This is a genomic window from Brevundimonas sp. DW-iso22, from assembly GCF_058725425.1.
Genome location: NZ_JBZXEB010000009.1, coordinates 93,682 through 116,383 on the forward strand (window position 1 = coordinate 93,682; position 22,702 = coordinate 116,383).

At 63.8% G+C, this 22,702-nt stretch carries 18 protein-coding genes and 1 other RNA gene; 5 read left to right on the plus strand and 14 right to left on the minus strand.

Annotation, left to right across the window (positions count from 1 at the left end):
• Positions 1-38: 38 nt before the first annotated feature.
• The 3 genes from AC4PRM_RS15445 to AC4PRM_RS15455 all read right to left on the minus strand — a co-directional run bounded on the left by AC4PRM_RS15445 (position 39) and on the right by AC4PRM_RS15455 (position 1,469).
• A complete protein-coding gene (locus AC4PRM_RS15445; protein WP_373258829.1) occupies positions 39-437 on the minus strand; it encodes a DUF3597 domain-containing protein in 399 nt (132 codons plus the stop codon).
• Between the two features lie 180 nt (positions 438-617).
• An RNA gene (gene ffs, locus AC4PRM_RS15450) (signal recognition particle sRNA small type) lies at positions 618-713 on the minus strand.
• A 27-nt stretch (positions 714-740) separates the two neighbouring features.
• The gene (locus AC4PRM_RS15455) at positions 741-1,469 is read right to left on the minus strand and encodes a ubiquinone/menaquinone biosynthesis methyltransferase (protein WP_373258828.1); all 729 of its coding nucleotides are present in this window, start codon (positions 1,467-1,469) and stop codon (positions 741-743) included.
• A 50-nt stretch (positions 1,470-1,519) separates the two neighbouring features.
• Between AC4PRM_RS15455 and nudC the strand changes: the two genes are divergently transcribed.
• The gene (gene nudC, locus AC4PRM_RS15460) at positions 1,520-2,449 is read left to right on the plus strand and encodes an NAD(+) diphosphatase (protein WP_492040538.1); all 930 of its coding nucleotides are present in this window, start codon (positions 1,520-1,522) and stop codon (positions 2,447-2,449) included.
• On the opposite strand, the gene AC4PRM_RS15465 is transcribed toward nudC, so the two are convergent.
• A complete protein-coding gene (locus tag AC4PRM_RS15465; RefSeq protein WP_492040539.1) occupies positions 2,446-3,180 on the minus strand; it encodes a 3-deoxy-manno-octulosonate cytidylyltransferase in 735 nt (244 codons plus the stop codon). The two genes, nudC and AC4PRM_RS15465, sit on opposite strands and share 4 nt — an antisense overlap.
• Before the next feature lie 163 nt (positions 3,181-3,343).
• On the opposite strand from AC4PRM_RS15465, the gene AC4PRM_RS15470 reads away from it, so the two are divergent.
• Positions 3,344-4,072: a c-type cytochrome gene (locus tag AC4PRM_RS15470; protein ID WP_492040540.1), complete on the plus strand. Its 729-nt coding sequence runs from the start codon at positions 3,344-3,346 to the stop codon at positions 4,070-4,072.
• Between the two features lie 70 nt (positions 4,073-4,142).
• On the opposite strand, the gene AC4PRM_RS15475 is transcribed toward AC4PRM_RS15470, so the two are convergent.
• A complete protein-coding gene (locus AC4PRM_RS15475) occupies positions 4,143-5,456 on the minus strand; it encodes an ammonium transporter (RefSeq protein ID WP_492040541.1) in 1,314 nt (437 codons plus the stop codon).
• A gap of 308 nt (positions 5,457-5,764) precedes the next feature.
• Here AC4PRM_RS15475 and AC4PRM_RS15480 point away from each other — a divergent pair, with 308 nt between their 5' ends.
• Positions 5,765-8,572: a M16 family metallopeptidase gene (locus AC4PRM_RS15480; protein ID WP_492040542.1), complete on the plus strand. Its 2,808-nt coding sequence runs from the start codon at positions 5,765-5,767 to the stop codon at positions 8,570-8,572.
• 58 nt (positions 8,573-8,630) lie between these two features.
• On the opposite strand, the gene AC4PRM_RS15485 is transcribed toward AC4PRM_RS15480, so the two are convergent.
• The 5 genes from AC4PRM_RS15485 to AC4PRM_RS15505 form a co-directional block, all read right to left on the minus strand.
• Positions 8,631-9,647, minus strand: coding sequence for an NAD-dependent epimerase/dehydratase family protein (locus AC4PRM_RS15485; RefSeq protein WP_492040562.1), 1,017 nt, complete (start codon positions 9,645-9,647; stop codon positions 8,631-8,633).
• A gap of 58 nt (positions 9,648-9,705) precedes the next feature.
• Positions 9,706-11,064, minus strand: a complete 1,359-nt coding sequence (locus AC4PRM_RS15490) for an O-antigen ligase family protein (protein ID WP_492040543.1) — start codon at positions 11,062-11,064, stop codon at positions 9,706-9,708.
• Positions 11,065-11,107: 43 nt separating this feature from the next.
• A complete protein-coding gene (locus AC4PRM_RS15495; protein WP_373258815.1) occupies positions 11,108-11,332 on the minus strand; it encodes a hypothetical protein in 225 nt (74 codons plus the stop codon).
• A gap of 140 nt (positions 11,333-11,472) precedes the next feature.
• Positions 11,473-12,663, minus strand: a complete 1,191-nt coding sequence (locus AC4PRM_RS15500; RefSeq protein WP_492040544.1) for a hypothetical protein — start codon at positions 12,661-12,663, stop codon at positions 11,473-11,475.
• 92 nt (positions 12,664-12,755) lie between these two features.
• Positions 12,756-15,029 (minus strand): GumC family protein, encoded by a 2,274-nt coding sequence (locus tag AC4PRM_RS15505; RefSeq protein WP_492040545.1) that lies wholly within the window; start codon positions 15,027-15,029, stop codon positions 12,756-12,758.
• Between the two features lie 204 nt (positions 15,030-15,233).
• Here AC4PRM_RS15505 and AC4PRM_RS15510 point away from each other — a divergent pair, with 204 nt between their 5' ends.
• The gene (locus AC4PRM_RS15510) at positions 15,234-15,611 is read left to right on the plus strand and encodes a VanZ family protein (protein WP_487920981.1); all 378 of its coding nucleotides are present in this window, start codon (positions 15,234-15,236) and stop codon (positions 15,609-15,611) included.
• A gap of 4 nt (positions 15,612-15,615) precedes the next feature.
• Here AC4PRM_RS15510 and AC4PRM_RS15515 read toward each other — a convergent pair whose 3' ends face one another.
• The 4 genes from AC4PRM_RS15515 to AC4PRM_RS15530 all read right to left on the minus strand — a co-directional run bounded on the left by AC4PRM_RS15515 (position 15,616) and on the right by AC4PRM_RS15530 (position 20,495).
• A complete protein-coding gene (locus tag AC4PRM_RS15515; RefSeq protein WP_492040546.1) occupies positions 15,616-16,653 on the minus strand; it encodes a M48 family metalloprotease in 1,038 nt (345 codons plus the stop codon).
• A gap of 3 nt (positions 16,654-16,656) precedes the next feature.
• Complete coding sequence (locus AC4PRM_RS15520) at positions 16,657-17,352, minus strand: polysaccharide biosynthesis/export family protein (protein WP_373258808.1); 696 nt, start codon at positions 17,350-17,352, stop codon at positions 16,657-16,659.
• A 20-nt stretch (positions 17,353-17,372) separates the two neighbouring features.
• The gene (locus tag AC4PRM_RS15525) at positions 17,373-18,167 is read right to left on the minus strand and encodes a tyrosine-protein phosphatase (RefSeq protein ID WP_373258807.1); all 795 of its coding nucleotides are present in this window, start codon (positions 18,165-18,167) and stop codon (positions 17,373-17,375) included.
• A 111-nt stretch (positions 18,168-18,278) separates the two neighbouring features.
• Positions 18,279-20,495, minus strand: coding sequence for an AGE family epimerase/isomerase (locus AC4PRM_RS15530; protein WP_492040547.1), 2,217 nt, complete (start codon positions 20,493-20,495; stop codon positions 18,279-18,281).
• Between the two features lie 265 nt (positions 20,496-20,760).
• Here AC4PRM_RS15530 and AC4PRM_RS15535 point away from each other — a divergent pair, with 265 nt between their 5' ends.
• Complete coding sequence (locus AC4PRM_RS15535) at positions 20,761-22,701, plus strand: UDP-N-acetylglucosamine 4,6-dehydratase family protein (protein WP_487920978.1); 1,941 nt, start codon at positions 20,761-20,763, stop codon at positions 22,699-22,701.
• The last annotated feature ends 1 nt before the right edge of the window (position 22,702 follow it).

The window sequence follows — 22,702 nt, forward strand, 5'->3', positions numbered from 1 at the left end:
GGGCACCTGCGCACCCCCTCACCGCATCGCGTGTGAAATCAGTCCGTCATGTCGCGGATCTGGCCACCATTGTCCTTGATCTTCTGGATGACCTGCTTGTGCAGCCAGACGTTCATCGTGGCCGTGTCGGAGGTGTCGCCGGTGTAGCCCAGTTCGCCCGCCAGCTCCTTGCGCTCGGCCAGCGAGCTGTCCATGCCGGTCAGCTTCATCAGATCGACGATGGAGGTGCGCCAGTTCAGCTTCTGGTCCCGCTGCTCGTTCATGAAGTCCAGGATGCCGTCGACATCGACCGACTGCGGCTGAGGGGCCGTGGCGGCGGCGTTGGTGACGGGAGCGGCAGGGGATGCCGTCGGTGCGGCGGGCGTGGGCGCGGCAGCGGTCGGAGTGTCCGGCTTGCGCTTGAAAATACTGCCCATGATCTTGCCGAGAATGCTCATTTGATCGCTCCCTTGAGGTGAAGCTTCACAAGCGGCTGAGCCGTCAGAGCGTTCCGTGAAGAGTTTGCGATCTCGCGCTCAAGCAGCGAGCCGCCGAGCGGTGAGCGGCGAGCGGTAGCGCCCAAACCATGCGCTCAAGCAGCGAGAGACTGCGTCGTAAGCGTTAGCGCACAAAATGAGAGAGGGTGGAGACCGCGACCCGAAGGGGAATTCGTTGTGGCTGCTGCCTTCCGGCCCTGACCAGATTGGCGAAACCTTCGCCCGCGATCTCCAAGGCCTATATCGCGGTTCGAGTGCCGGAGATCAAGATGTGAAAGGCTTGATCGCGCGGTGCAGGGCCACGATGCCCAACGACAGGCTCTCGAAGGTGATGTCTTCGAAACCGTGCTGCTCCAGTTCCTTCTTCAGCGCCCGCTGATCCGGGAAGTCGTGAACACCCCTCAGCAAATACTCATAGGCGCTTGCGTCTCCGCCCGTGGCCAAGCGACCGATGAGTGGCGTGCAGATGTCCATGTAGGTGAGATAAAGCGGGTGCAGTCCGGGGACGACGATCCGGGACGCCTCCAGACACAGGAAGACGCCGCCGGGGCGCAACACACGAAACACTTCGGGCAGCACCCTGGAACGATCGACGATCTTGAGCCCGAACGACATGGAGACGATGTCGATGGAGCCGTCGGGAGAATTGATCCGCTCCGCATTCTGGTCTTCGATCTCGATGCTGGACCCGAACGGAGCCAGTCGCCCACGGGCGATCCGAAGCATTTCGGACGAGATGTCGGAAACCCGGATGCGCCAGGTCGAGGCGGATGGTCCGAGCTGGCGCAGGAGCCTCAGCGGAATGTCGCCTGTGCCGGAGGCGAGGTCCAGCAGGTGGCGGCCCGGCTCACGTGCGATGCGATCCGCCATCCGCGACTTCCAAAGACGGTGGATGCCGAGGCTGAACAGGTCGCACAATCGGTCGTAACGTCCGGCGATACGGCCGAACACATCGTCGCCCGCAGGCCTGAACTGAGCCGAATTGTCTGACATCGAAGTCCCCCACGCGACAATGACGGGTGAGTGAAGCTATGAGAAGGGTCATGTCCCTGACCGCCCTCAACACATTCGCTGGCAATCCGCTCGACCGGGCGGGCGATCGGCGCAGCTATCCCGACTGGCTGGCCGAGCAGGGTGCGCGCGACGACGCCTTGGCCCTGGTTATGTGGGAGGGGCGGCCGCTGCTGGAGGCTGGGGACGAGCCGCGTCTGGCCTGGCTGGCGCTTGCACACGCCCGGGCGGTGGTGCCGGATAGGGAGCTCTTCCTGGGGCTGTGGAAGAACGCACCGGTCTTTGCCGTCGAGGTCGAGGGATCGGTCGATCCGACCAGCGGGCCGTTGCAGGGGCTGGGGGCGTTTCACGAGATGCGCGAGGCGGCGGGTCTGCTCAGCGGCCCGGATGCCGCCATGGCAGGCGCGGCCAAGTCGCTGTTCGACTGGCGTCGCCGTCACGGCTTCTGCGCCGCCTGCGGGACCGAGAGCGAGACGGCGTGCGGCGGCTGGAAACGCGTCTGTCCGGCCTGCGGCACCGAACATTTTCCGCGCGTCGATCCGGTGACCATCATGCTGCCCGTCTATCGCGGCGGTGCCGAACCGATCTGCCTGCTGGGCCGTCAGGCGGCCTGGCCCGAGGGGCGGATGTCTGCCCTGGCCGGGTTTCTGGAGCCGGGTGAGACCGTTGAGGAGGCCTGTGCGCGGGAGATCGAGGAGGAGGCGGGGCTGACGGTGACGGCGGTCCGGTATCACTCCAGCCAGCCCTGGCCGTTTCCGTCACAGCTCATGATCGGCCTGATCGCCGAGGTCGATTCGGACGATGCGCGCCCGGACCAGACGGAGCTGGAAGCCGTGGCCTGGCTGACGCGGAGTGAGGCTGCCGATGTGCTGGCCGGGCGACATCCCGCGATCAAGGCCCCGCCGCCCGTCGCCATCGCCCGCACACTTCTTCAGGCCTGGGTGGACGGGTTCGAGGTCTAGGCGCGGTTGGCGGCGATCTCCCGGGCCGCTTCCAGGTCTGACGGGTTGTCGACGGACAGCGGGGCCTCCTCGATCATGGTGGCCCAGATCTGCAATCCCATCTCCAGGGCCCGCAGTTGCTCCAGCTTTTCGCGGGTTTCCAGCGGCGAAGGCGGTGCGGCACAGAAGCGTTCCAGGGCCTCGCGGCGATAGCCATACAGGCCGATGTGCCGCCAGACCGGCGCGTCGCCGTACAGGGTCGAGCGGGTGAAATACAGGGCGCGGCCATGATGGTGGCCCGGTGTCAGGGCGACGATGGCCTTCACCACATCGGGATTGCTGCGGTCCGAGGTGTCGGCCTCCGGTGCGATCAGTGTGGCGATGTCGCACGACGGCTCGCCGTGCAGCAGGGCGGCGCAGGCGGTGGCCAGGCCGGGATCTGCGAAGGGCATGTCGCCCTGCAGGTTGATCACCGCATCATGCGATCCATCGGGATCGAGCACATTCAATGCCGCCCGAATCCGGTCCGACCCGCTGGGCAGGTCCGGATCGGTCAACACCGCGGTGCCACCCGCCGCCTCGATGACGTCCACGATCGCCTGATCCCCGGCGGCCACAGCGACGGGCAGGCCGGACAGCATGGCCTGCTCCCAGGCCCGCAAAATCATGGGCTTGCCGCCGATGTCGGCCAGCGGCTTGTCGGGCAGGCGGGTCGCAGACATGCGAGCGGGTATCAGTATCAGCGGATTCATCGGCATGGCCTCGCGTCTGCGCTATCAGGTCGCTTCAAAACAGCTTGCGGCCCGTTGCGAAGGCGGCGCTAGCGTGTAAGAGACGGCCACGCAAGAATATGCCGGATCGCGTGCGCTGTCCGGCCGTTGTCTTAAGTCTACTGAACAGGATGCGACCCTACGCATGAGCGGCGATCTGACGTTTAACAAGATCTTTGGCGCTGGTCTGGCGACCGCCCTGGTCATCATCGCCGTGCCGCAGATCGCGGGCGCGATCTATCACCAGGAAGCGCCCGAGAAGATGGGCTATTTCGTCGATGCGCCGGAAGAAGCCGCAGCAGGAGCCGAAGCGCCTGAACTGGCTCCAGATTGGGGCACAGTCCTGCCGACTGCCGACCTGGCCGCCGGTGAAGCTGCCTTCGCGCGCTGCCAGGCCTGCCACACGATCAACCAGGGTGGGGCCAATGGCATCGGCCCGAACCTGTACGGCGTTCTGGGCGGGCCGGTCCTGCACAGTGCCGGCTTTGCCTATTCCGACGCCATGACGGCGCACAAGGCCGAGGCTCCGATCTGGGGCTATGACGAGATGGACCAGTTCCTGACCGCCCCGGCCCGCTATGTGCCCGGCACCAAGATGTCCTTCGCCGGCCTGCGCGACACCCCGACCCGCGTCAATCTGATCGCCTATCTGCGCTCGCAGGGCTCCAGCCTGGCCATTCCGGCCCCCGACCCGACCCGTCAGCCCGGCGCTGCGGCTCCGGCCGATGGGGCCGCACCGGCCGAGGGCGAAGCCCCCGCTGCGGGTGCGAATGCCACCGTCGGGGCTCCTATCGAAGGCGTTGCCGGCCAACCGACAACGGAAACCGCACCGACTGCGCCGCCGGCCGCCACCAGCACGCCGCCGGGTGCCTGACCCGACCGAATAGTCGTCCTGACGCTGATGAATGGAGGCCGCCGGGCAGATCGCCCGGCGGCCTCATTTGTTATTGGTGGATGCTTTCGCCGTGCTGGGTGTAATCCAGCCCCTCGATCTCGTCCTCACGGCTGACGCGCAGGCCGGTTGTGAACTTGCAGATCATCAGGATGATCCAGGTGCCGATCCCGCTCCAGGCGATCACGGCCACAAGACCGATGGCCTGATTCAGGATGTTGGCCCCTTCGCCCGCCGGATTGATTGCCGCTGAGGCGAAGACCCCGGTGAGCAGGGCCCCGACGATGCCGCCCATGCCATGCACGCCGAAGGCATCCAGGCTGTCGTCGTACTTCAACGCGCGCTTCAGCCAGACCGCGCCCGCATAGCAGGCCGGACCGGACAGGATGCCGATCAGGAAAGCTCCCTTGGGATCGACGAAGCCTGCGGCTGGCGTAATGCCGACCAGTCCCGCCACGATCCCCGACAGCATGCCCAGCAAGGTCGGGCGCTTGTGATCGAACCATTCGATGGCGGTCCAGCCGATGGCTGCCGCCGCCGCCGCCAGCAAGGTGTTGAAGGCCGCCACCGCCGCAATGCCGTCCGCGGCCCAGGCCGAGCCGCCGTTGAAGCCCAGCCAGCCGACCAGCAGCAGGCCGGTTCCAATGGCGGTAAGGGCGAGGTTGTGCGGGGCCATATTGTCCCGCCCGAAGCCCTGGCGCGGACCCAGAACCAGGGCGCAGACCAGACCCGCAATGCCCGCATTGACGTGGACCACGGCCCCGCCAGCGAAATCCAGAACGCCCAGTGACCCCATCCAGCCTCCGCCCCAGACCTGATGACAGATCGGCACATAGACGATCAGATGCCACAAAACGAAGAACAGGATGGTCGCCGAGAACTTCATCCGCTCGGCAAAGGCCCCGGCGATCAGGGCCGGTGTGATGATGGCGAACGTCAGTTGATAGGCGATCCAGAGGAATTCGGGCAATCCTGGGGTGAGGTTGTGGGCCGTGCCTGTACCAACCCCGTTCAGCAGCACGGCCTGCAAGCCGCCGATGTAGCCGTTGATGGCCTCTGGCCCCGTGCCGAACGACAGGCTGTAGCCCAGGGCGAACCACAGCACGGTGACGATGGCCAGAGAGGCGGTGGACTGGGCAATGGTCGAGATAATGTTCTTGCGCCGCACCATGCCGCCGTAGAACAGCGCCAGCCCCGGCAGGGTCATCAACAGGACCAGGGCCGTGGACGTCAGGATCCAGGCTGACGACGCCTCGTTGAGCACCAGCGGGACCTGATGATCCAGCAGGGGGGCCGCACATGCAGGGGATGCTGCTGCTGTGCCGATGAAGCTCAGACAGGCGACGCGGAGAAGGGTTTTCAGCATAGGCTAGGTCCGGACAGGAGGCGACAGGAGGTCGGCCCGAACCCCGTTCATGGCCGCGGATCCGAATAGGATGCCATTGCGGCGCAACAGGCAAATCATTTCGTGTGCGGCGAAATAAATCTCCCGCGTCTGCGCGAGTCAGGCCATCTGACCGGAATCATGCACATTCCGACCCGACATGTTCGCTGATGCGTGATCTGGCGGCTTCAGATTACGAAACTGCAACAATTACAGTCTTGCGTCGAAAGCGTCGCCGGGTACCTCTTTGACACCGCGTTCTTTCAGATCGGGCAACAGGGGATCATTTCATGCGCAAGACCCATCGTCTCACCTTGCTGGGCGGTGTCGCCGCCGGCGTCATTCTGGCCGGGGCCGCGTCGGCCCAGACCCTGCCCGCCGCGACCGCCGTCGCTGCGCCGCAGTCGCGGGGTCAGTTGGCCCCCCTGCCGGACGTCGACATCCCCTACACCCGCTATGTGCTGGACAACGGCCTGACCCTGATCGTTCACGAGGACCGCAAGGCCCCGATCGTGGCGGTGAACATCTGGTACCACGTCGGCTCGGCCCTGGAACCAGAGGGGCGCTCCGGCTTTGCGCACCTGTTCGAACACCTGATGTTCAACGGCTCGGAGAACTTCAACACCGATTTCTTCAAGGGCACCGAGCTGCTGGGCGCCACTGACCAGAATGGCACCACCAACACCGACCGCACCAACTACTTCCAGAACGTGCCGACCACGGCGCTGGACAGCCTGCTGTGGCTGGAGAGCGACCGGATGGGCCACCTGCTCGGGGCCATCGACCAGGCGCGTCTGGATGAGCAGCGCGGCGTGGTCCAGAACGAGAAGCGCCAGGGCGAGAACCAGCCTTATGGCCGCGTCTTCAACGCCATCACCGCCGCCACCTGGCCCGACGAGCATCCGTATGGCCACACGGTCATCGGCTCAATGGACGATCTGAACGCCGCCGACCTGCCGACCGTGCAACAGTGGTTCCGCGACTACTATGGCGCGGCCAATGCCGTCATCGTCCTGTCCGGCGACATCAGCCCGGAAGAGGCCAGGGAAAAGGTCGAGCGCTATTTCGGCGACATCCCTTCCGGGCCTCCGGTCACCCAGCCACGCCGGATGATCGTGCCGATGGTGGGCGAGCAGCGCGAGGTCATGTTCGACCGTGTCGGTCAGCCACGCCTCTACAAGGTCTGGAACACCACCCCGACGGGCGATGCCGACAGCGACTATCTGGGCATGCTTGGCGACGTCCTGTCCTCGGGCCGTTCATCGCGCCTGTACAAGCGCCTGGTCATCGACGAGCAACTGGCGACGCAGGTCGCGGCCAGCCAGGGCAGCCGCCAGATCGCCGGGCAATTCATCGTCGTCGCTACGGCCAAGGCGGGTGGCGATCTGGAGCGGATTGAAGCCATCATCGATGAGGAAATGGCCCGCCTGCTGCGCGATGGCCCCACGAACGAGGAACTGGAGCGTGTCCGTACCCAGACGGCTGCCGGCTATATCCGGGGTCTGGAGCGAATTGGCGGTTTCGGCGGCAAGTCCGATCGTCTGGCCGCATCCCAGGTCTTCCTGGGCGATCCCGGGGCCTGGCGCGAAAGCTATCAGCGTGTGGTCGCGGCCCGTCCCGCCGATCTGACCCAGGCCGGGCAACGCTGGCTGACCGACGGCAGCTATGCCCTGGAGGTCCAGCCCTTCCCGGACTTTACCACGGCCCAGACCGGGGTGGATCGCTCGGCTGGCGTGCCGCCCGCACCGCCCGCGCCCGCCGCAGTCTTCCCGAACGTCGAACGTGCCCAGCTGTCCAATGGGCTGAAGGTCATGTTCGTGCAGCGTGACAGCGTCCCAACGGTCAGCATGAACCTGGTTCTCGACGCCGGGGCGGTGGTCGACACGGATGCCCAGGCCGGTCTTGCCCAGCTGACGCCGCAGGTCATGACCAACGGCACCGACGACCTGACGGCCATCGAGATCAGCGACCGTCTGCAACTGCTGGGCGCGACCCTGGGGGCTGGTTCGGGCTCCAACTCGACCAGCGTGTCAATGACGGCCCTGTCGTCACGGCTGGACCCCTCGCTGGACCTGTATGCCGACGTCATCCTGAACCCAGCCTTCCGCGAGGAAGACTTCACGCGGGGCCGTACCATGCAGATTGCCGGCATCCAGCAGGCGAACCGCAACCCCGGTGCCATCGCCTCGCGGATCCTGTCCCAGCAGCTGCAGGGTCCGGGCAGCCCGTATGGCCGGCCGTCTTCGGGTACGGAGGCTACGGTCGCCACCCTGACGCCTGCAGACGCCGAGGCCTGGCACAATACCTGGGTCCGTCCCGACAACGCCACCCTGGTGGTGGTCGGCGACACCACACTGGCCGAACTGACACCCAAGCTGGAGCGGGCCTTTGCCGACTGGCGCGCCCCGTCGACGCCCATGCCCGCCAAGCCGGGTCCGGCCGATGCGCCAGAGCCGGGCCAGCCGCGCATCCTGATCGTGGACCGTGCCGGGCCGCAGTCGACCATCCTCGGCGGCCGCATCGTGCCCGCCTTCGATCCGGCCAGCGAGCCCGCCATCGAGACCATGAACACCGCCCTGGGCGGCTCCTTTACCAGCCGGATCAACATGAACCTGCGTGAGGACAAGGGCTGGTCTTACGGTGCAGGCGGCGGCGTACCCTACGCTCGTGGAGAGCGGATCTATTCGGTCAGCGCGGGCGTCCAGTCGGACAAGACGGCCGAAAGCCTGGCTGAACTGCGCCGTGAGCTGGCCGAGGTAGTGGGCTCTCGCCCTCTGACCGAAGAGGAAATCACAGCCGCCCGCTCCAACATGGTCCAGGGTATGGCGGGTAATTGGGAAACCAATGCCGCCATCGCCGGGGAGCTCCAGAGCATGGTCGTCTGGGGCGTGCCGGAAAACTACTACGAAACCTACGGCCAGCGGGTCGGGTCGATGACGGCCGCCCAGGCGGCCCAGGCGGCCCAGGGCATTGTCGGCGATGGCCCTGACCTGTGGGTTGTGGTCGGCGACCGCGCCACGATCGAGCCGAAGATCCGCGCGCTTGGCTTTGCCGACGTTCAGGTCGTGACGCCGGAGGGTGTGCCGGTCACCCAGTGATCGGTCTGCGAAAGTAGAGGGAAGGGCGGTGTCGGCGACGGCACCGCCCCTTTCTTAGTCAGACGCCGTAGAAATCCCGGTACCACTCCACGAACCGGCGGACTCCGACCTCGATCGGTGTGGAGGGGGCATAGCCCAGGGCTGCCGTCGTCTCGGTCACATCGGCCTCGGTCCGACTGACATCCCCGTCCTGTAGGGGCATCAGGTTCAGAACAGCCTTCCTGCCCAGAGCCTCTTCCAGCACTTCGATATACCGCATCAGCGTCTCGCGCCGTCCGGCCCCCAGGTTCAGCACCCGCCAGGGCGCTACGCCGGACGTCGATGGGCTAGGTGCGTTGGCGTCCCAATGCGGATCAACCGCGGCCGGTCGGTCCAGCGCACCTATGACGCCCGTGACGATGTCATCGATATAGGTGAAATCCCGCTCCATCTCGCCGTGGCCATAGACGTCAATCGGCTGGCCATCGAGTATCGCCCTGGTGAACTTGAACAGGGCCATGTCGGGTCGGCCCCATGGCCCGTAGACGGTGAAGAACCGCAGGGCCGTGGAGGGAAAGCCGAACAGGTGGGCGTAGCTGTGCGCCATCGCCTCATTGGCGATCTTCGTCGCGGCATAGACGGTGAGGGGATGAGCCACCCCCTGTCGCACGGAGAAGGGCAGGGCGCCATTGGCTCCAAACGCCGAACTCGTTGAAGCAAATACGAGGTTCTCCGCCTGAACGGACCGGGCTCCCTCCAGGATCGTCAGGAAGCCGACGACGTTGGAGTCCACGTAGCTTTCAGGATTCTCCAGACTGTAGCGGACGCCCGCCTGGGCCCCCAGGTGCACGATGCGGCGTGGGACGTGTTCGCAGAACAGGTCCCGCATGCCAGCACGATCGGCCAGGTCGAGGGTAGAGTGGTGATAGCCTGGAAGGGCCTGCAGCACCTCCAGTCGCGCCTGTTTCAGCGCGGGATCGTAGTAGGCGTTCAAGTTGTCGATCCCGATCACGGTCTCACCGCGTGCCAGCAAGCGGCGGGCGGTGTGAAATCCGATGAAGCCGGCGGAGCCGGTGACGAGGACGGGGCCTACGATGCTCATGGATTAGCGATACCGCCGATGGATCGCGGCTGCCACAACCCATCTTGGGAGATCAGGATATCGATTGACGTTCCGAGGGTTGCCCCGCCTTTTCCAGCATGGCTGCGCAGACCGCGAACAGGACTGCCAAGGTCGCTGTTCTTAGCGGGTAATCAACCGCCGAATGGAGCAACATCATCAAAATCCCAACGCTGGCTGCCCGTTGCAGGTCGCGCTCGCGTGAGGTTCCAGCCCGCCAGGCCGCCCAACTGCGCCGTCCGTACCAGATGAGGAAGCCGACGAGCAGGGCAGCGGCCGGCCATCCTGCCTCCAGCCAGGTTTCCAGGTAGTCGTTGTGGGCTTGGTTGAAGAAGGTGGGATCAAGGGTTTCGAGGGGCTCTACCGACCGGAATACGGCGTCGAAGCTGCCGATGCCTGAGCCGAGGGGCAGGTAATCGTCTGAAGCCTGAGCCACAATCGGCCAGTTTTCAAATCGCCCCTCTGGTGCCGACTGGCTGTCGAAACGTTCAAGGATCGGGGGAAGGGCCACGGCCGAGACGCTCACTAATCCCACGACGAGGATAGCGGCCAAGCCCATCAGGGCTGGCCCGGGTCGACCCCGTCCTGCTGCAACCCAGGCCGCAAGCAAACTGAGGATGATGGAAGGTCCAAGGAGTATGACGCCGGCTCGGGAACGGATGGCGGCAAGCCCGATGACGACGATGCCGATAAACACAGCACCCAACCACAGTGGCAGGCGTCGATCGTCGTGCCGACGCCTCAGGGTAGCCGCCCCCATCACAGCGGCGAACGGCAATAGAGCGACCAGAAGTGTCGCGAGATGGTTCCGGTTTGCGAACAGTCCGTTGACAGAACCTGCCGCCGTCGTCGCCCAGACATAGAGTTGTTGGCCGCCGCTGGCCAGCTGCGCTGCCCCCAGCAGGACACTGAGGACTGTGGCTATAAGGTAGAAGCCGATAAATCGTGAGGTTGTTGTCTGCGGGAGGGACAAAATCCCCAGAAACGCCGCCATCGGTGGCAGCAGTGCCAGAAAGGCCTGCCATGTTATGTCGGGACTAAGTGACAGCGGTAGCCAGCCCGGCTCAAGACCGGCCAGTTCCAGGGCCAGCACCATTTCGGACCGTCCAGCCAATCCTGTCCATATGGCCGCAGGCAACGGGACCAGCTGGACCAGAGGGATCAGGGCAATAGCCCCAAGCAGACCCAGAACGAAGCGATGAGTCTGCCATTGACCACTCCGGATCAATCGAGAAGCGGCCAGAACCAAAAGAGGCAGCGCCGCCAGTTCCACCAGCGCCAGCCGAAGTGCGTGCTCGCGACTTGCACCGCCGAAAACAAAAGAAAAAGCCAGCAAGACCACTGTTGCGATCGCAACAGCATCCCACTGGCTTTTCGAAACCCTGCTTGTCACGCGTACGTCAGCTATTCAGCAGTCGCCCGCGTGCAAGAATGGATTAATCGCTTTCCGAATCGTCGTCGGTGGCGACCACGATGGTCGCGACGATCACGGCGGCACCAATCAGAACGACCGGCAGAGGAATGCCAGCGAATTCCGAACCGGCATCGGCGCGGGCGCCCACGCGGTCACCAACGCGGGCAGCGGCGGTGTTGTTGGCGGCAGCGGCTTGACCCGCCACGAGCAGCAGGCCGGCGGTGACGGCGGCGATAGTCTTACGCATGGTGAATCCCCTTTTTACAGTCGTTATGCGGCTAAGACCGCGTTGCATGCTGAACTCGTATAGCCGTGGGAGGTTGCCAAATCAATACGATTTTCGGCTCTCAGGCGAAACCGTTGCTCGCTGAGCGCGAACAAATCTGCTTACGGACCAATCCTTGTGACCACGAGCCGGTCGTACCATGCGACCGTGTTTGCCCGCTTCTGATCAGGCACCGAGCGAAGTTGTAGCCACTGACCGGGGCAGTTGTCAGGTACCACAAACTCTGCCGCCCCGGCCGTCCACACTTGTGCGCCTGCTGGAGCACTGGGGGCCCTCATGATCCGCCTGTCACCTGGCGCGCATATGACGGTCCAGTTCAGGTGCCTGTTGGGGTCGCCATTTTCTGCCCTTGCTTCAAATGTCATCCGGTATTGTCCAGCGGACAGGAACATCAGTTGCTCGGCGATGGTTTCTTCCGTGTACCCGTCGAACGAAACGCGCAACGCTGGATCTGCTGAGCGAATATCATCTTCCAGAATTTCAGCGACGATGCCGGCCCCCTGCGCTATGCGCCACTGGAATGGTTCTGGAGATGACGGGTCATCGAAGTTGCCATTGGCGACACTAATCTGCATCGCCGGGCGATTCAGGCTCTCTCGAACGGTGCGCGCGCCATCGAGTAGACCGCGATCAATCAGATACAGGTATAGCTGCCGCAGTTCCGCATTGTTCAAAGGAGCCTGTCCGGCTTCCAGAACCACGGCCAGGTTGATGGCGACGCGCAAACCGTCCGTGGTCGAATACAGGCTGTCCAGATAGTCCTGCCGCCACGACGGCTGTTCCGATACCAGCTTGGCAATGACGGGCAATGCGCGCTCGGTATCGACCGTAGCCGCCGTCGTGAACAGGCGGAAGATATTCGGGCGCATGGCCTCACGTCGACGGGCGAGGGTGTCGGCATGGGCAAAAGACGACACATAGTCGCCCCGCCGAAGCCGATAATCGACCAGCCAGGCGTGGGCCGGATCGTCCCGCAACGACCAGTTTCCGGCCAAGGTCAGAAGTTCGTCGGCCTGCGCTTCGCGACCGGCTCTGGCTTCGCTCAGGCCCACGACGCGAAGAGCGCGGGCATCGAACGGCGCGCGCGCCAGGGCTTCACGTCCCAAAACGCCCGCGTCCTCATTCGCGCGTGTCACAGACTCGGCGGACTGGCCCTCGACGGCTGCCCTGATCTGTCTCGTCTCGGCTGCTCGACGAAGGACAGTAGGAGATCCTGGCGCGACCTGGATCGCCAACTCGGCAGGCGCGCGCTGAATGACAGGCTGCAAGACAACCTGCCATGCCAGCCACACTGCACCTGCCGTTAGCAGGTAGGGGGCCCACCCAGCCGGGCCACCACGCGACTTGGCGCGGGGAGATGCCGGCGGCGAGGCGACCCGATCCCTCAAGGACGTTTGCCTTTGGACTTGTTCCCCTCCGCCTCGGGCGAGTCCCCTCCGTAGTTGTAGTCATAGGCGTAGTCATAGCCGCCATAGACTGTGGCCTTGGTGTTGAACTTCGTGAGAACCGCCCCGAGCAAGCGGGCGCGGCCAACCCGAAGCCGCTTGAGAGCTCCGCGCGCCTGGCCGCGACGCGTGCCTCGGGATTCCAGCACGAAGAGTGTCCCGCCCACGTTTGCTGCCAGCAGAGGCGCATCTGCGAAACCCAGAACCGGCGGACCATCGATCACGACGTGGTCGAAACTGTTGCTGCATTCAGCCAGGAACTGACGCACACGGTCGCCGCCCCACAGTTCGGCAGGGTTGGGCGGCAGTGGGCCACAAGGGATAAAGAACAGGGTATCCTGGCGGGTCCGCTGAACCACCGAGGCCAGATCGGCCGAACCGGACAGCAGGTTGCTCATCCCCTTTTCGTTGTCGACCCCGACGACCCGGTGCATCGAGGGATTACGCAAATCGCCGTCTACCAGAAGGACCCGTTTGCCGACGCGAGCGAGGTTAAGCGCTGTGGCATAGGCCGTGGTCGATTTGCCTTCCGCAGGACGGGCGCTGGAGACCAGGATACTGGCGGGCGCACCATCGGGCGTCGAGAACTGCAGCGCAGTCCTGAGCGAGTAATAGGCTTCGGAGAAGCCTGATCGAATATCAGCCAGCGCCGCCGCCGTGGTTTCGCCCTTGGCAAGCAGAGGCACGACTCCCAGGACAGGCACGCCCAGCTTGCGCTCGACATCGTCAGGTGTGGCAACCGTTTCATCAAGCGCTTCGAGAGCGATGACCAGCACGGCACCGAGACCAAGCCCGAACAGGGCGGCCAATGCCAGATTGATCAGCATGTCGGGCTTGGACGGTTTGGTGGGCGGTACGGCGCGGTCGATGATGGATATGTTGTTCGCCGTGATGTCGCCGGTGATCCCGACTTCCTTGTAGCGCTGCAAGAGACCCTCATAGAGGGTGCGGGTGGTATCGAGTTCGCGCTGCAGGATATTGTACTGAATGGACCGGTCGCGCAGGTCCAGGACATCGTTCTTGAGTCCGTTGACCTGGGCTTGAAGGGCTCGCTCATTGTTCAGCGCAACAGTGTACTGGTTTCTGATCGAAGAGCGGATGTTGTTGGCCAGGGCCTGTAGCTGGCCGTCCGCTTCAGTAATCTGAGCTCTCAGACTGACCATTTCCGGGTAGTCCGGCTGATACTGGCTCAGCTTCTGCTGGTACTCGGCGGTCAGGGTCGCGCGCTGTTCGATCAGCCGTTGAGCCGAGCCATTGGCCAGAACTTCGGGCAGGTTCAACACAGAACTGGCCTGGGCGGCACGCCAGCGCTGTTCGGCCGCTGTCCGGGTCGCCTTGGCTTCTGCTAGGGACGAGTTGATCGCCACCAGATCGTTAGAGGTCAGGGATTGGGTCGTTCCAACCCCGGATCCGTCTTCATTGTCGCCTACGTTGATGATCTGCTGGGCAGTGGCGTAATCGACCAACTGCCGTTCGGCATCCTCCAGACGCTCCTTGGTCTGCGCGATGCGTTCTTCCAGAAACTCGCGCGCGTAGGAGGAACTTTCGTACTTCCTGTCCAGATTGGCCTGGATGAAGTTCTCCGCAAATGCATTTGCCACACGGGCGGCGACGTCAGGGTTGGGACTGTCGTAGCCTACGGCCACCAGGCGAGAGCCGCGAATGGGGGCTACGCTCAAATTGTCCTGTATCGTCTTGATGGCCAGTTCACGACGGGCACGGGCCCGGTCTGCAGCGCTTCCCTCGCCATCGGGCAAGGTGACTTCCAGGCTGGCCAGCGCCTGATCGGAACTGGCCAGACCCAAGCTGTCAACGACGCGCTCGGTGAGCGAGCGACTGCGAAGCAGGCCGTATTGGGTCTGATAGAAGTCTTCCCCTTGGCTCAGGTTCTCACGCGGGGTCACGTCTTCGGAATTAAAGACCCGAGCAGATTCCCGGTCGATCTGGAGCGTGGCCTGAGCGGTATAGATGGGCGTCATCAACAGGGTGAGGGCGGCGCCAATGGCCAAGGCCGAAAGAAAACAGGCGATCACCAGAACGCGGTGTTTCAGAGCGAGACGCCAGTATGCGGCCAGATCGAATACGGGAGGCCCTTCTTCGTCGGCAGCCCAGCCACCCTGGTCCATTTGAGGCATGCCGACGGGAGCGAAGCCTGCAGGCGTGCGCTGGCTCTGGGTATTGCGCTCGTCTACGAACGGTTTGTCGGCCGACATATGGTATCCGCTTGCACTGGCGTGGCCATTGACCACGCATTGAAACTCTCGGGCTGATAGCCCAAGCACACTCGCCACGCACACGAAATTCGCCAATCAGGCGTTCGCACCGTGCGTTGGCCTTGTGCGTGATGGCCAGTTTGATGACAAGACGTGTCGCTTCCGAGGCCGAATCTGCAGGCTTCAGATTCATGTTGGTTGCCAGTGAACAACACCCACCTCGTCCGCTCGCCTGACTTTCGAATGGCGTTGCGTGTGTGTGCTGCGGGGCTTGCCCTGATTGTGGCTTGGCTTGCTTTCCGACCTGCTACCGAGGTCACGGGCGGCTTGCCGTGGGACAAGGGCAATCACGCACTTGCCTTCATGGTGTTGACGGTTCTGACCGGGTTGGGTTGGCCGCGGCTGTCTTCAACCTCGCTGTTGCTGATCATGGTGGTCGCGGGGGTTGCCATCGAACTGGTACAGGGGCTTCCCGTGATAGGGCGCGATGCCGACGTTCTTGATGTCGTCGCGGACGTTGCGGGAACATTGCTCGGGCTGCTGTTCATCGCACTTGCGTCGAGGTATCCTCCTGAACGCTGACCCGTCAGGGTATCAGCGGCATGCCCGTTGCCTGTTTGTCGATGATTTCGGAGACCACAGGCTCCAGCGCGCGATGACGGTCCGGTATTGATGGATAGACGCCGCGAAGATTGATCTGCGGATATCGGGCACCGGGAGCCGTCGCCGCGTAGGCGTTCAGGAACTGCATCGCTAGACGTGGGTCGAAGCCAGCGCGCGTCAGCAGGTATAGGCCTAGGGTGTCTGCGTCGCTTTCGGCGCGCGAGGACAGGCCGCGGCGCAGGCTGAGGCTGGTGTTCAATGCGCCGCGCTCACCCTGGACGTCCGGCACTGTGGCGTGTTCCAGCACGGCATGCGCCAGTTCGTGGGCCAGAAGGAAGGCCAGCTGATGATCGTCCTGTGCAACATCCACGATACGCGCTGACAGAAAGATGGTTCGGCCGTCCGAAAGGGCTCTCAGATCGTCGCGCACCTCCACCTGGGTCACGTAGGCACAAGCCTGCACGGGCATTACCGCAACCGCGCGCTCCGTGCCGTTGCGTCTGACCGTCAGTGACATCGGTCCCATAACGGCCGCAGAGTTCAAACGATCGATATTTGCCTGCAACCCGTCGTAGGACTCGCGTCCACCGCCCGCGCCGGAGTTCAGCGGCTCACCCTCTATGGCCAGGATGAGGTCCCCGGGTCGAAGACCTGCGGCACGGGCCGGACTGTTCAATGGTGCCGACAGGATGCCGGGCAGGTCGCCTTGCAGGCCGTACTGCCTCTCGGCGACAGGGCGCAACTCGGTGCTGTACTGGCCGGCCGATTGGAGAACCCATCCGGCGCGCAATCTAGTGACTGGGCATAGGTCGGCGTTGCTCAAGGCCAGACGCCACGCGATTTCCGCGACCCGCTGGTCCTTGGCTATGAGCGCCGTGAGCCGCGACGCGGCGTCGTCGGCCGGGAGCTTCTGCGCCTGTTCGACGGTGGGGCTGATCGCAGTATGCCCACACCCCACCGCTGCGCTTGTGGTCAGACAGAGCGCCAGCAAGGCTGCGATGCGGCGGAGGGGCCGCATCATAGCCTAGTAAGGGCGGAAGACGGACAGACCCGGCAGCGCCGCGATCACGTCACGCATGAAGGCGCTCATGCGCGATGTATCCACCACCACGATGTCGTCGCCACGCACCGCAGGGTCATCGGCGCGTCCTTGACGGATCGCGCCCAGATCGAACAAGGCCACCGAACGTTGGCCATTCACTGTACGGAACACCGCGACTTTGCTCAGATCGGCGACGCGAGTGGGCCCTTCGGCCATTGCCACGGCCTGGAGCAGTGATGTCGTGCCCCGCATCTCATAGACGCCCGGCTTGGTAACGGCCCCGTCGATTGTGATCTTCTGGCTGGCGGCTTCGGTCACCGTGACGGTGACCTGCGGATTGCGCAGATATTGGGCGGCCAGACGTCCGGAAATATCGGTCGAGAGTTCGTTGGGCGTGCGACCCGAGGCGCGCACCACGCCGATCAGGGGCATCTGAATTTCGCCTGAAGTGTCGACCACCAGCTCTTCGAACGACAGGTCCTCAACCTGGAACACCCGGACGTTCAGCTTGTCGCCGGCCCCAATGCGATACTCCTGCGCCTGCCCCAGAGGTGAGAAGATCTGGGAATCGACAGGCTGTGCCGCGGTCATCTGGCTGGCGTCCATCTTCGGGCCGCCGGCGCAAGCGGACAGGATCACGGCTGTCAGTGACAGAACCAGCGGGAACACACGCATCATGGGCGACATGACCTTGAACCTCAGGCGGCTTTGAACAGCCGTTTGAAAAATCCCGACCGTGCAGTCGGACGACGGTGTCCTACAGCAGGCGGGACAGAAGCGGGAGAGGCGTTTTCCAGCACGGCGAGGGGGCGGGTCAACACCATGTCATTCGCCGCCTCCTGGCCCAGTCGCCCGGCTACAGCCTCGGCGGCTTCCGAAAGCACCGGTGCCCGGCTACGCAGATTGTGCGCGTCGGTAGCAAGAATATGAACCAGTCCCTCGTCCAGCATGCGCTCTGCCCAGTACTGGGTGCGTTTGCCAAAACGGCCGGTGACTGAGCCTGCTGTCAGCTGCATCCATGCCCCGGCATCCACCATCTGACCCATCAGGTCATAGTGTTCCTCGATCCAGCGCAGCCGTTCGGGATGGGTGATGATGGGATGGAAGCCGGCGGCCATGCAGTCGAAGACGGTCTCGGCCATGCGTGGGGGAGCTGTATTGTGGGGCGGTTCGAACAGGAAATAGCGTGTATCGGCCAGCGTCAGCCGCTCGTCGCGACGCAGGGCTCCGGCCAGACCCGTGATCAGATGCACATCGGCCCCGGTTACCAGCCGCAGGGGGATGGTCGCCTTCTCCAGCTCGATCCGCAGACTGTCGACCGCGGCCCGTATGCCTGCCGAGGTGTTGTCGTAGTAGCCGGGCATCATGTGCGGGGTGCAGGCCGTGACGGTGATCCCGTCCGCGACGGCGATGCGGGCCATCGCCAGCGACGTCTCCAGATCGGGTGCGCCATCGTCGATGCCAGGCAGGATATGACAGTGCAGATCGATCACGATCGAATTCCTAAGGTCGCCGCCGGATTGGCATGATGCCCGGAGCGCGTTCTAATCTTGCAAGCGTGGCATCGGCATGGCCGTGCACCAACGTGCTCAAGGCGTTACGGTTCAGGTCAGGTCCGCGCGTGCGTCCTCCAGCAAGCCCGAACGCCCCGCCACGCAGACCTGATCCAGTGCTCCCATGATGTGATAGAGCGAACTTGCCGGGGCCGCTTCAGGCAGGAATGTCCCGTGCTCGTCCAGCTTGTCTCGCCAGGTGCCGTTTGGCGACAGATAGCGCCGCAGTGCCCGCATGGCCTTGGCCGCATCGTCAAGGCGCAGTTCCCGTTCTTCGCCTTGGCTGTGCGCCGCCATGTTCAGGGCCGCCCGCAACCACTCCGACTGGGGCCAGAGCCGGGCACGCCCCGTGGCCATGGTCAGGTCCTTGTTCAGCGCGTCCACCGCGACCAGCCGGCGCGGATCGACCCCCCGCATCCCATGATCATACAGAATGCGCGCAGCAGCCACAGCGCGCGCGTCGTCGCGCGTCCGCCCGTACTGGGACAGCAGCCAGGACCATTCGAACTGATGGCCGGGCTCGATCAATCGGCCGTCTTCGCCGGCGGCGGGCTTCCAGTCGGCGTCGAAGAACTCATGCAAAGCACCCGTTCGAGGGTCGATGAGCGTGGTCAGGGCCAGGTTGGCTATATGGTCCGTGATTTGCGACCAGCGGGGATCGATGCCGCGGGCTTCCCAGGCCTGAGCGGCCTCGAAGAGGTGCATGTTGGCGTTGGACTGATACGGATGGCTGCCGACTTCGGGCCAGCCGGATCCCGGTGAGGGTTGGGTCGCCAGCAAGGTCTCCAGCATTATACCGGCATGGGTCGCGCATCGCTCGACCATGACCCCGGCCTCGTGTGCCGCAGCAAGAGCCAGCAATCCAAACGCCTGTTCATACAGCGGTGCACTGTCGTCCAGAACGGAACCGTCCAGTTCCAGCATGTTGCGGATCGCGCCATCTGGCCGGACATAGGCATCGAACAGACGATCGAGTCCCGCTTCCACCCGCGCTCGCCAGGGGCCGGTCCATCCCAGCTGTCCTGCGCGGCAGAAGACGAAAATCTGGCGAGTCTGGACCCTGGCGCGTCGCTTCATCTGCGCGGCCCGACCGTCCAGGTCGAGCGCCTCGACGAAGCCGCCTTGGTCGTCCACGCCCAAGGTCGACCACAGCGGCAGGGCGGCCGTGCGCATCCAGTCCGCGAAACGGACATAAGGCTGTCCTTCACGCAGGTCTGGTGCATCGGCATGATGCGGGGCTTCGGCCTTGATCCGCTCCACCAGAGACTTGATCTCCTGCGACCGGCCCAGATCGGCGACCAGAACAGCGTCCGGCTCCACGATCACAGCAAGATTTTTCAGTCCTATGGTTGCGACGACCATGCCCTCGGGCGCGCGGACGAGACAGGTCTCGCTGTCGATGCCTATGTGCAGGCCCGAGGCACCGGTGCCCGTCGCCAGAACCGAGTCCCACGCTCCCAGATCGGACCAGTCGAAAGTGACGGGCAGCACGCTGGTGAGGTTGCTTTTCTCCATGACGGCATAGTCGATCGAAAGGCGTGGCGCGGCGCGAAAGGCCTCGGTCAGTCTGACAGTGTCGTGATCAGGTTCGGGCGGCAGCGAGGCCCGCGCGGCGGCGGCCATTTCAGGAGCGTAGATGTCGATTTCTGCCAGTAGCGTCTGTGCACTGACGATGAAATTGCCGCTGTTCCACAAATACCCCTCGGCCACATAGCGGGCGGCTGTCTCGGCATCCGGTTTTTCGACAAACCGTTGGACAGCCACCAGACCGGATCCCGCCGGACAAATGTATCCATAGGCCGATGAAGCCTCGGTGGGCGCGATTCCCAACGTAACGATCCGCCCTTGCCTGGCTTCGACGGCTGCGATCGTCAAAGCGTCGCGAAAGGCCTGAGCATCGGGAATGTGATGGTCTGAGGCAATGATCGCCATGACGCCTTCAGGATCACGCCGTGCCACCAGAGCCGCCGCCGCTGCCATCGCGGGCCCTGAATCGCGGGGCTCGGGTTCGAGAAGCAGGGTCGCCGAAACCTCCAGCTCCGCCAACTGGGCCGCGATCGCATCGGCATATCCGGTCCCGGCCACAACGATCAATCGGCGTTCGTCCTGGTGGCCGGCGATCATGGGAGCCACACGCAGGACCGTTTCTTGAAACAGTGATCGATTGCCAGCCAGCGCCAGAAACTGCTTCGGCCGCCTGGGCCGTGAGGCGGGCCAAAGACGTGATCCGGCACCGCCACACATGATTACTGGATAGAAGGTCATCATTTCCCCACGCCGGTTCGCGTTGCCCGTGTCTAGACTAATTTTGTTTCAGGTCGGATTTGTTCAGTAAAAAAAGCGCACTCCGCGCGATGCGTCGAACCGAGGCAGGCAAGTGACAGTCTTTCGGGAAGCGATTAGAAGGCGCGGAACGCAGACCAGATCGGGTCGTTGCGACGAGTTGGAATTGGTTGCCTTCATCACGCCGTTGGCACCTGAAGGCATAACAAGGGTGTTGCCGGGGTCTAGCCGGCGGCCGGGATGATCGATTTTGAGCAAGCTGCCAAATCTGCTTCTTCGGGGCCTCAAGATCGGTGCGCGCGCTGGCATCCGCTTCGCCGCGGTGGTCGGAGGCTATATGATCGCCTCCGGGCATGCTCTTGGCATTCCGTCGATCGCGGCCGCCTTTCAGGATGCCGCTTTCTACGCAGCGGGTTTTGCGGTTCTGGGTTTTGCCCTGGATATTCTGTTTCGTACTGACAAGGCGCTGTGGCGCTACGTATCCATTGTCGATGTGGGACCGATTATACGCACTTCGGTACTGTCTACGCTGGTGTTCCTGGCCCTCACGTTTCTGCTTGACCGTGGCGAGGCATTGCCGCGTTCCACGCTGCTGTTCGTACCTGTTCTCGATATCGGAATGACGCTGGCTCTCGTGCTGCTCAGGCGCATGATCCATGACAAGGAAGCCCTGGTTGCCATCGCCCCTTTCCTGGGGGGGGCGTCACGTCGAACGCCTCTGATTATACTGGGAGATATGGGACGGGCCGACACCTTCCTGCGCGAGCTTTCGCGCGGCGAACAGACGTACCAGCCCATTGGAATCGTCACGCACACCCCGGGTGCGGCGGCCCGCGAACTGCGTGGGGTCAAGGTGCTGGAGTCGGTCGACGTCGCCGCCATAATGCTGGATGACATGCTGGGTCACGGCCTGACGCCGGCGATGGTGTTTGTCGATGACCAGCTGCAACCATCGGACTTCGGAGCCGAGCGTCTGGGACAGCTGCGTCTGCGCGGTGTCAAGTTGCTGCGGATCAGTAGTCTGGTCGAGGAAGGCAGCCAGGGCGACGAAACGGCCCTGCGCGAATTTGCGCTCGAGGAATTGTTGGCCAGGCCTCCGGTTCAACTGGATGACGGCCCCCTGCGTACGCTGGTTGAAGGCAAGCGAGTTCTTGTTACGGGCGCAGGCGGATCGATCGGATCAGAGGTCTGTCGTCAGGTCGCCAGCCTGGGCTGTGCGCATCTGGCCTTGCTGGACAATGCCGAGTTCAGTCTGTTCAGTATCGATCAGGAGATCGGCCATCGCTGGCCGGAGCTGTCGCGGGCCGAATATCTGCACGACGTCCGCAATCGGTCGCTGCTGGCCAGTTGCTTCGAGGCGGAGCGTCCCGACATCGTCTTCCACGCCGCCGCCCTGAAGCATGTGCCCTTGATGGAGCGGCATCCGTGCGAGAGCGTGCTGACCAATGTCGTCGGCACCTGGAATGTCGCCGAGGCAGCCAATGCTGCGGGCGTCAAGCACATGGTCTTCATCTCGACAGACAAGGCGGTCGATCCGCCCAACGTCATGGGAGCCACCAAACGTCTGGCAGAAGGCGTGATCCGGGCGCAGCAGACGGCGGTGGGCAGCACGCGGTTCAGCGTCGTGCGGTTCGGGAATGTGCTGGGCTCGGCCGGTTCGGTGGTGCCGACTTTCCGGGCACAGATCGAGCGTGGCGGACCAGTCACGCTGACCGATCCCGAGATCGAACGCTATTTCATGACCATTCCCGAGGCGGTGCAATTGGTACTGCATGCCACGGCGCATTCGGCAGGGCAGCCGGACGGGCCCTTGGGCGTCTTCGTCCTGGACATGGGCGAGCCTGTGAAGATCATCGACCTGGCCCGACAGTTGATCGGCCTGTATGGCAAGGTGCCGGACAAGGATATCGAGATCCAGATCACAGGCCTGAGGCCGGGCGAAAAACTGTTCGAGGAATTGGTCGATTCCAGCGAGGTCTCGGAGCCTGCCGGGCCCAGTCTGATGCGGGTCACAGACCGCATCGCCGGTGCCAGAATGACGCAAGCTACCGTCAGTGCGCTCGAAACAGTAGCCAAGACCGGCGATAGCGTGGCATCACGGGCGATGGTTTTCGATGTGCTTGCGCAGGTGCGGGCCGTTGAGCCGGATGCTGTGACGACGACGCAGGCGGAGGTCATTGGTCAGGTCTGAC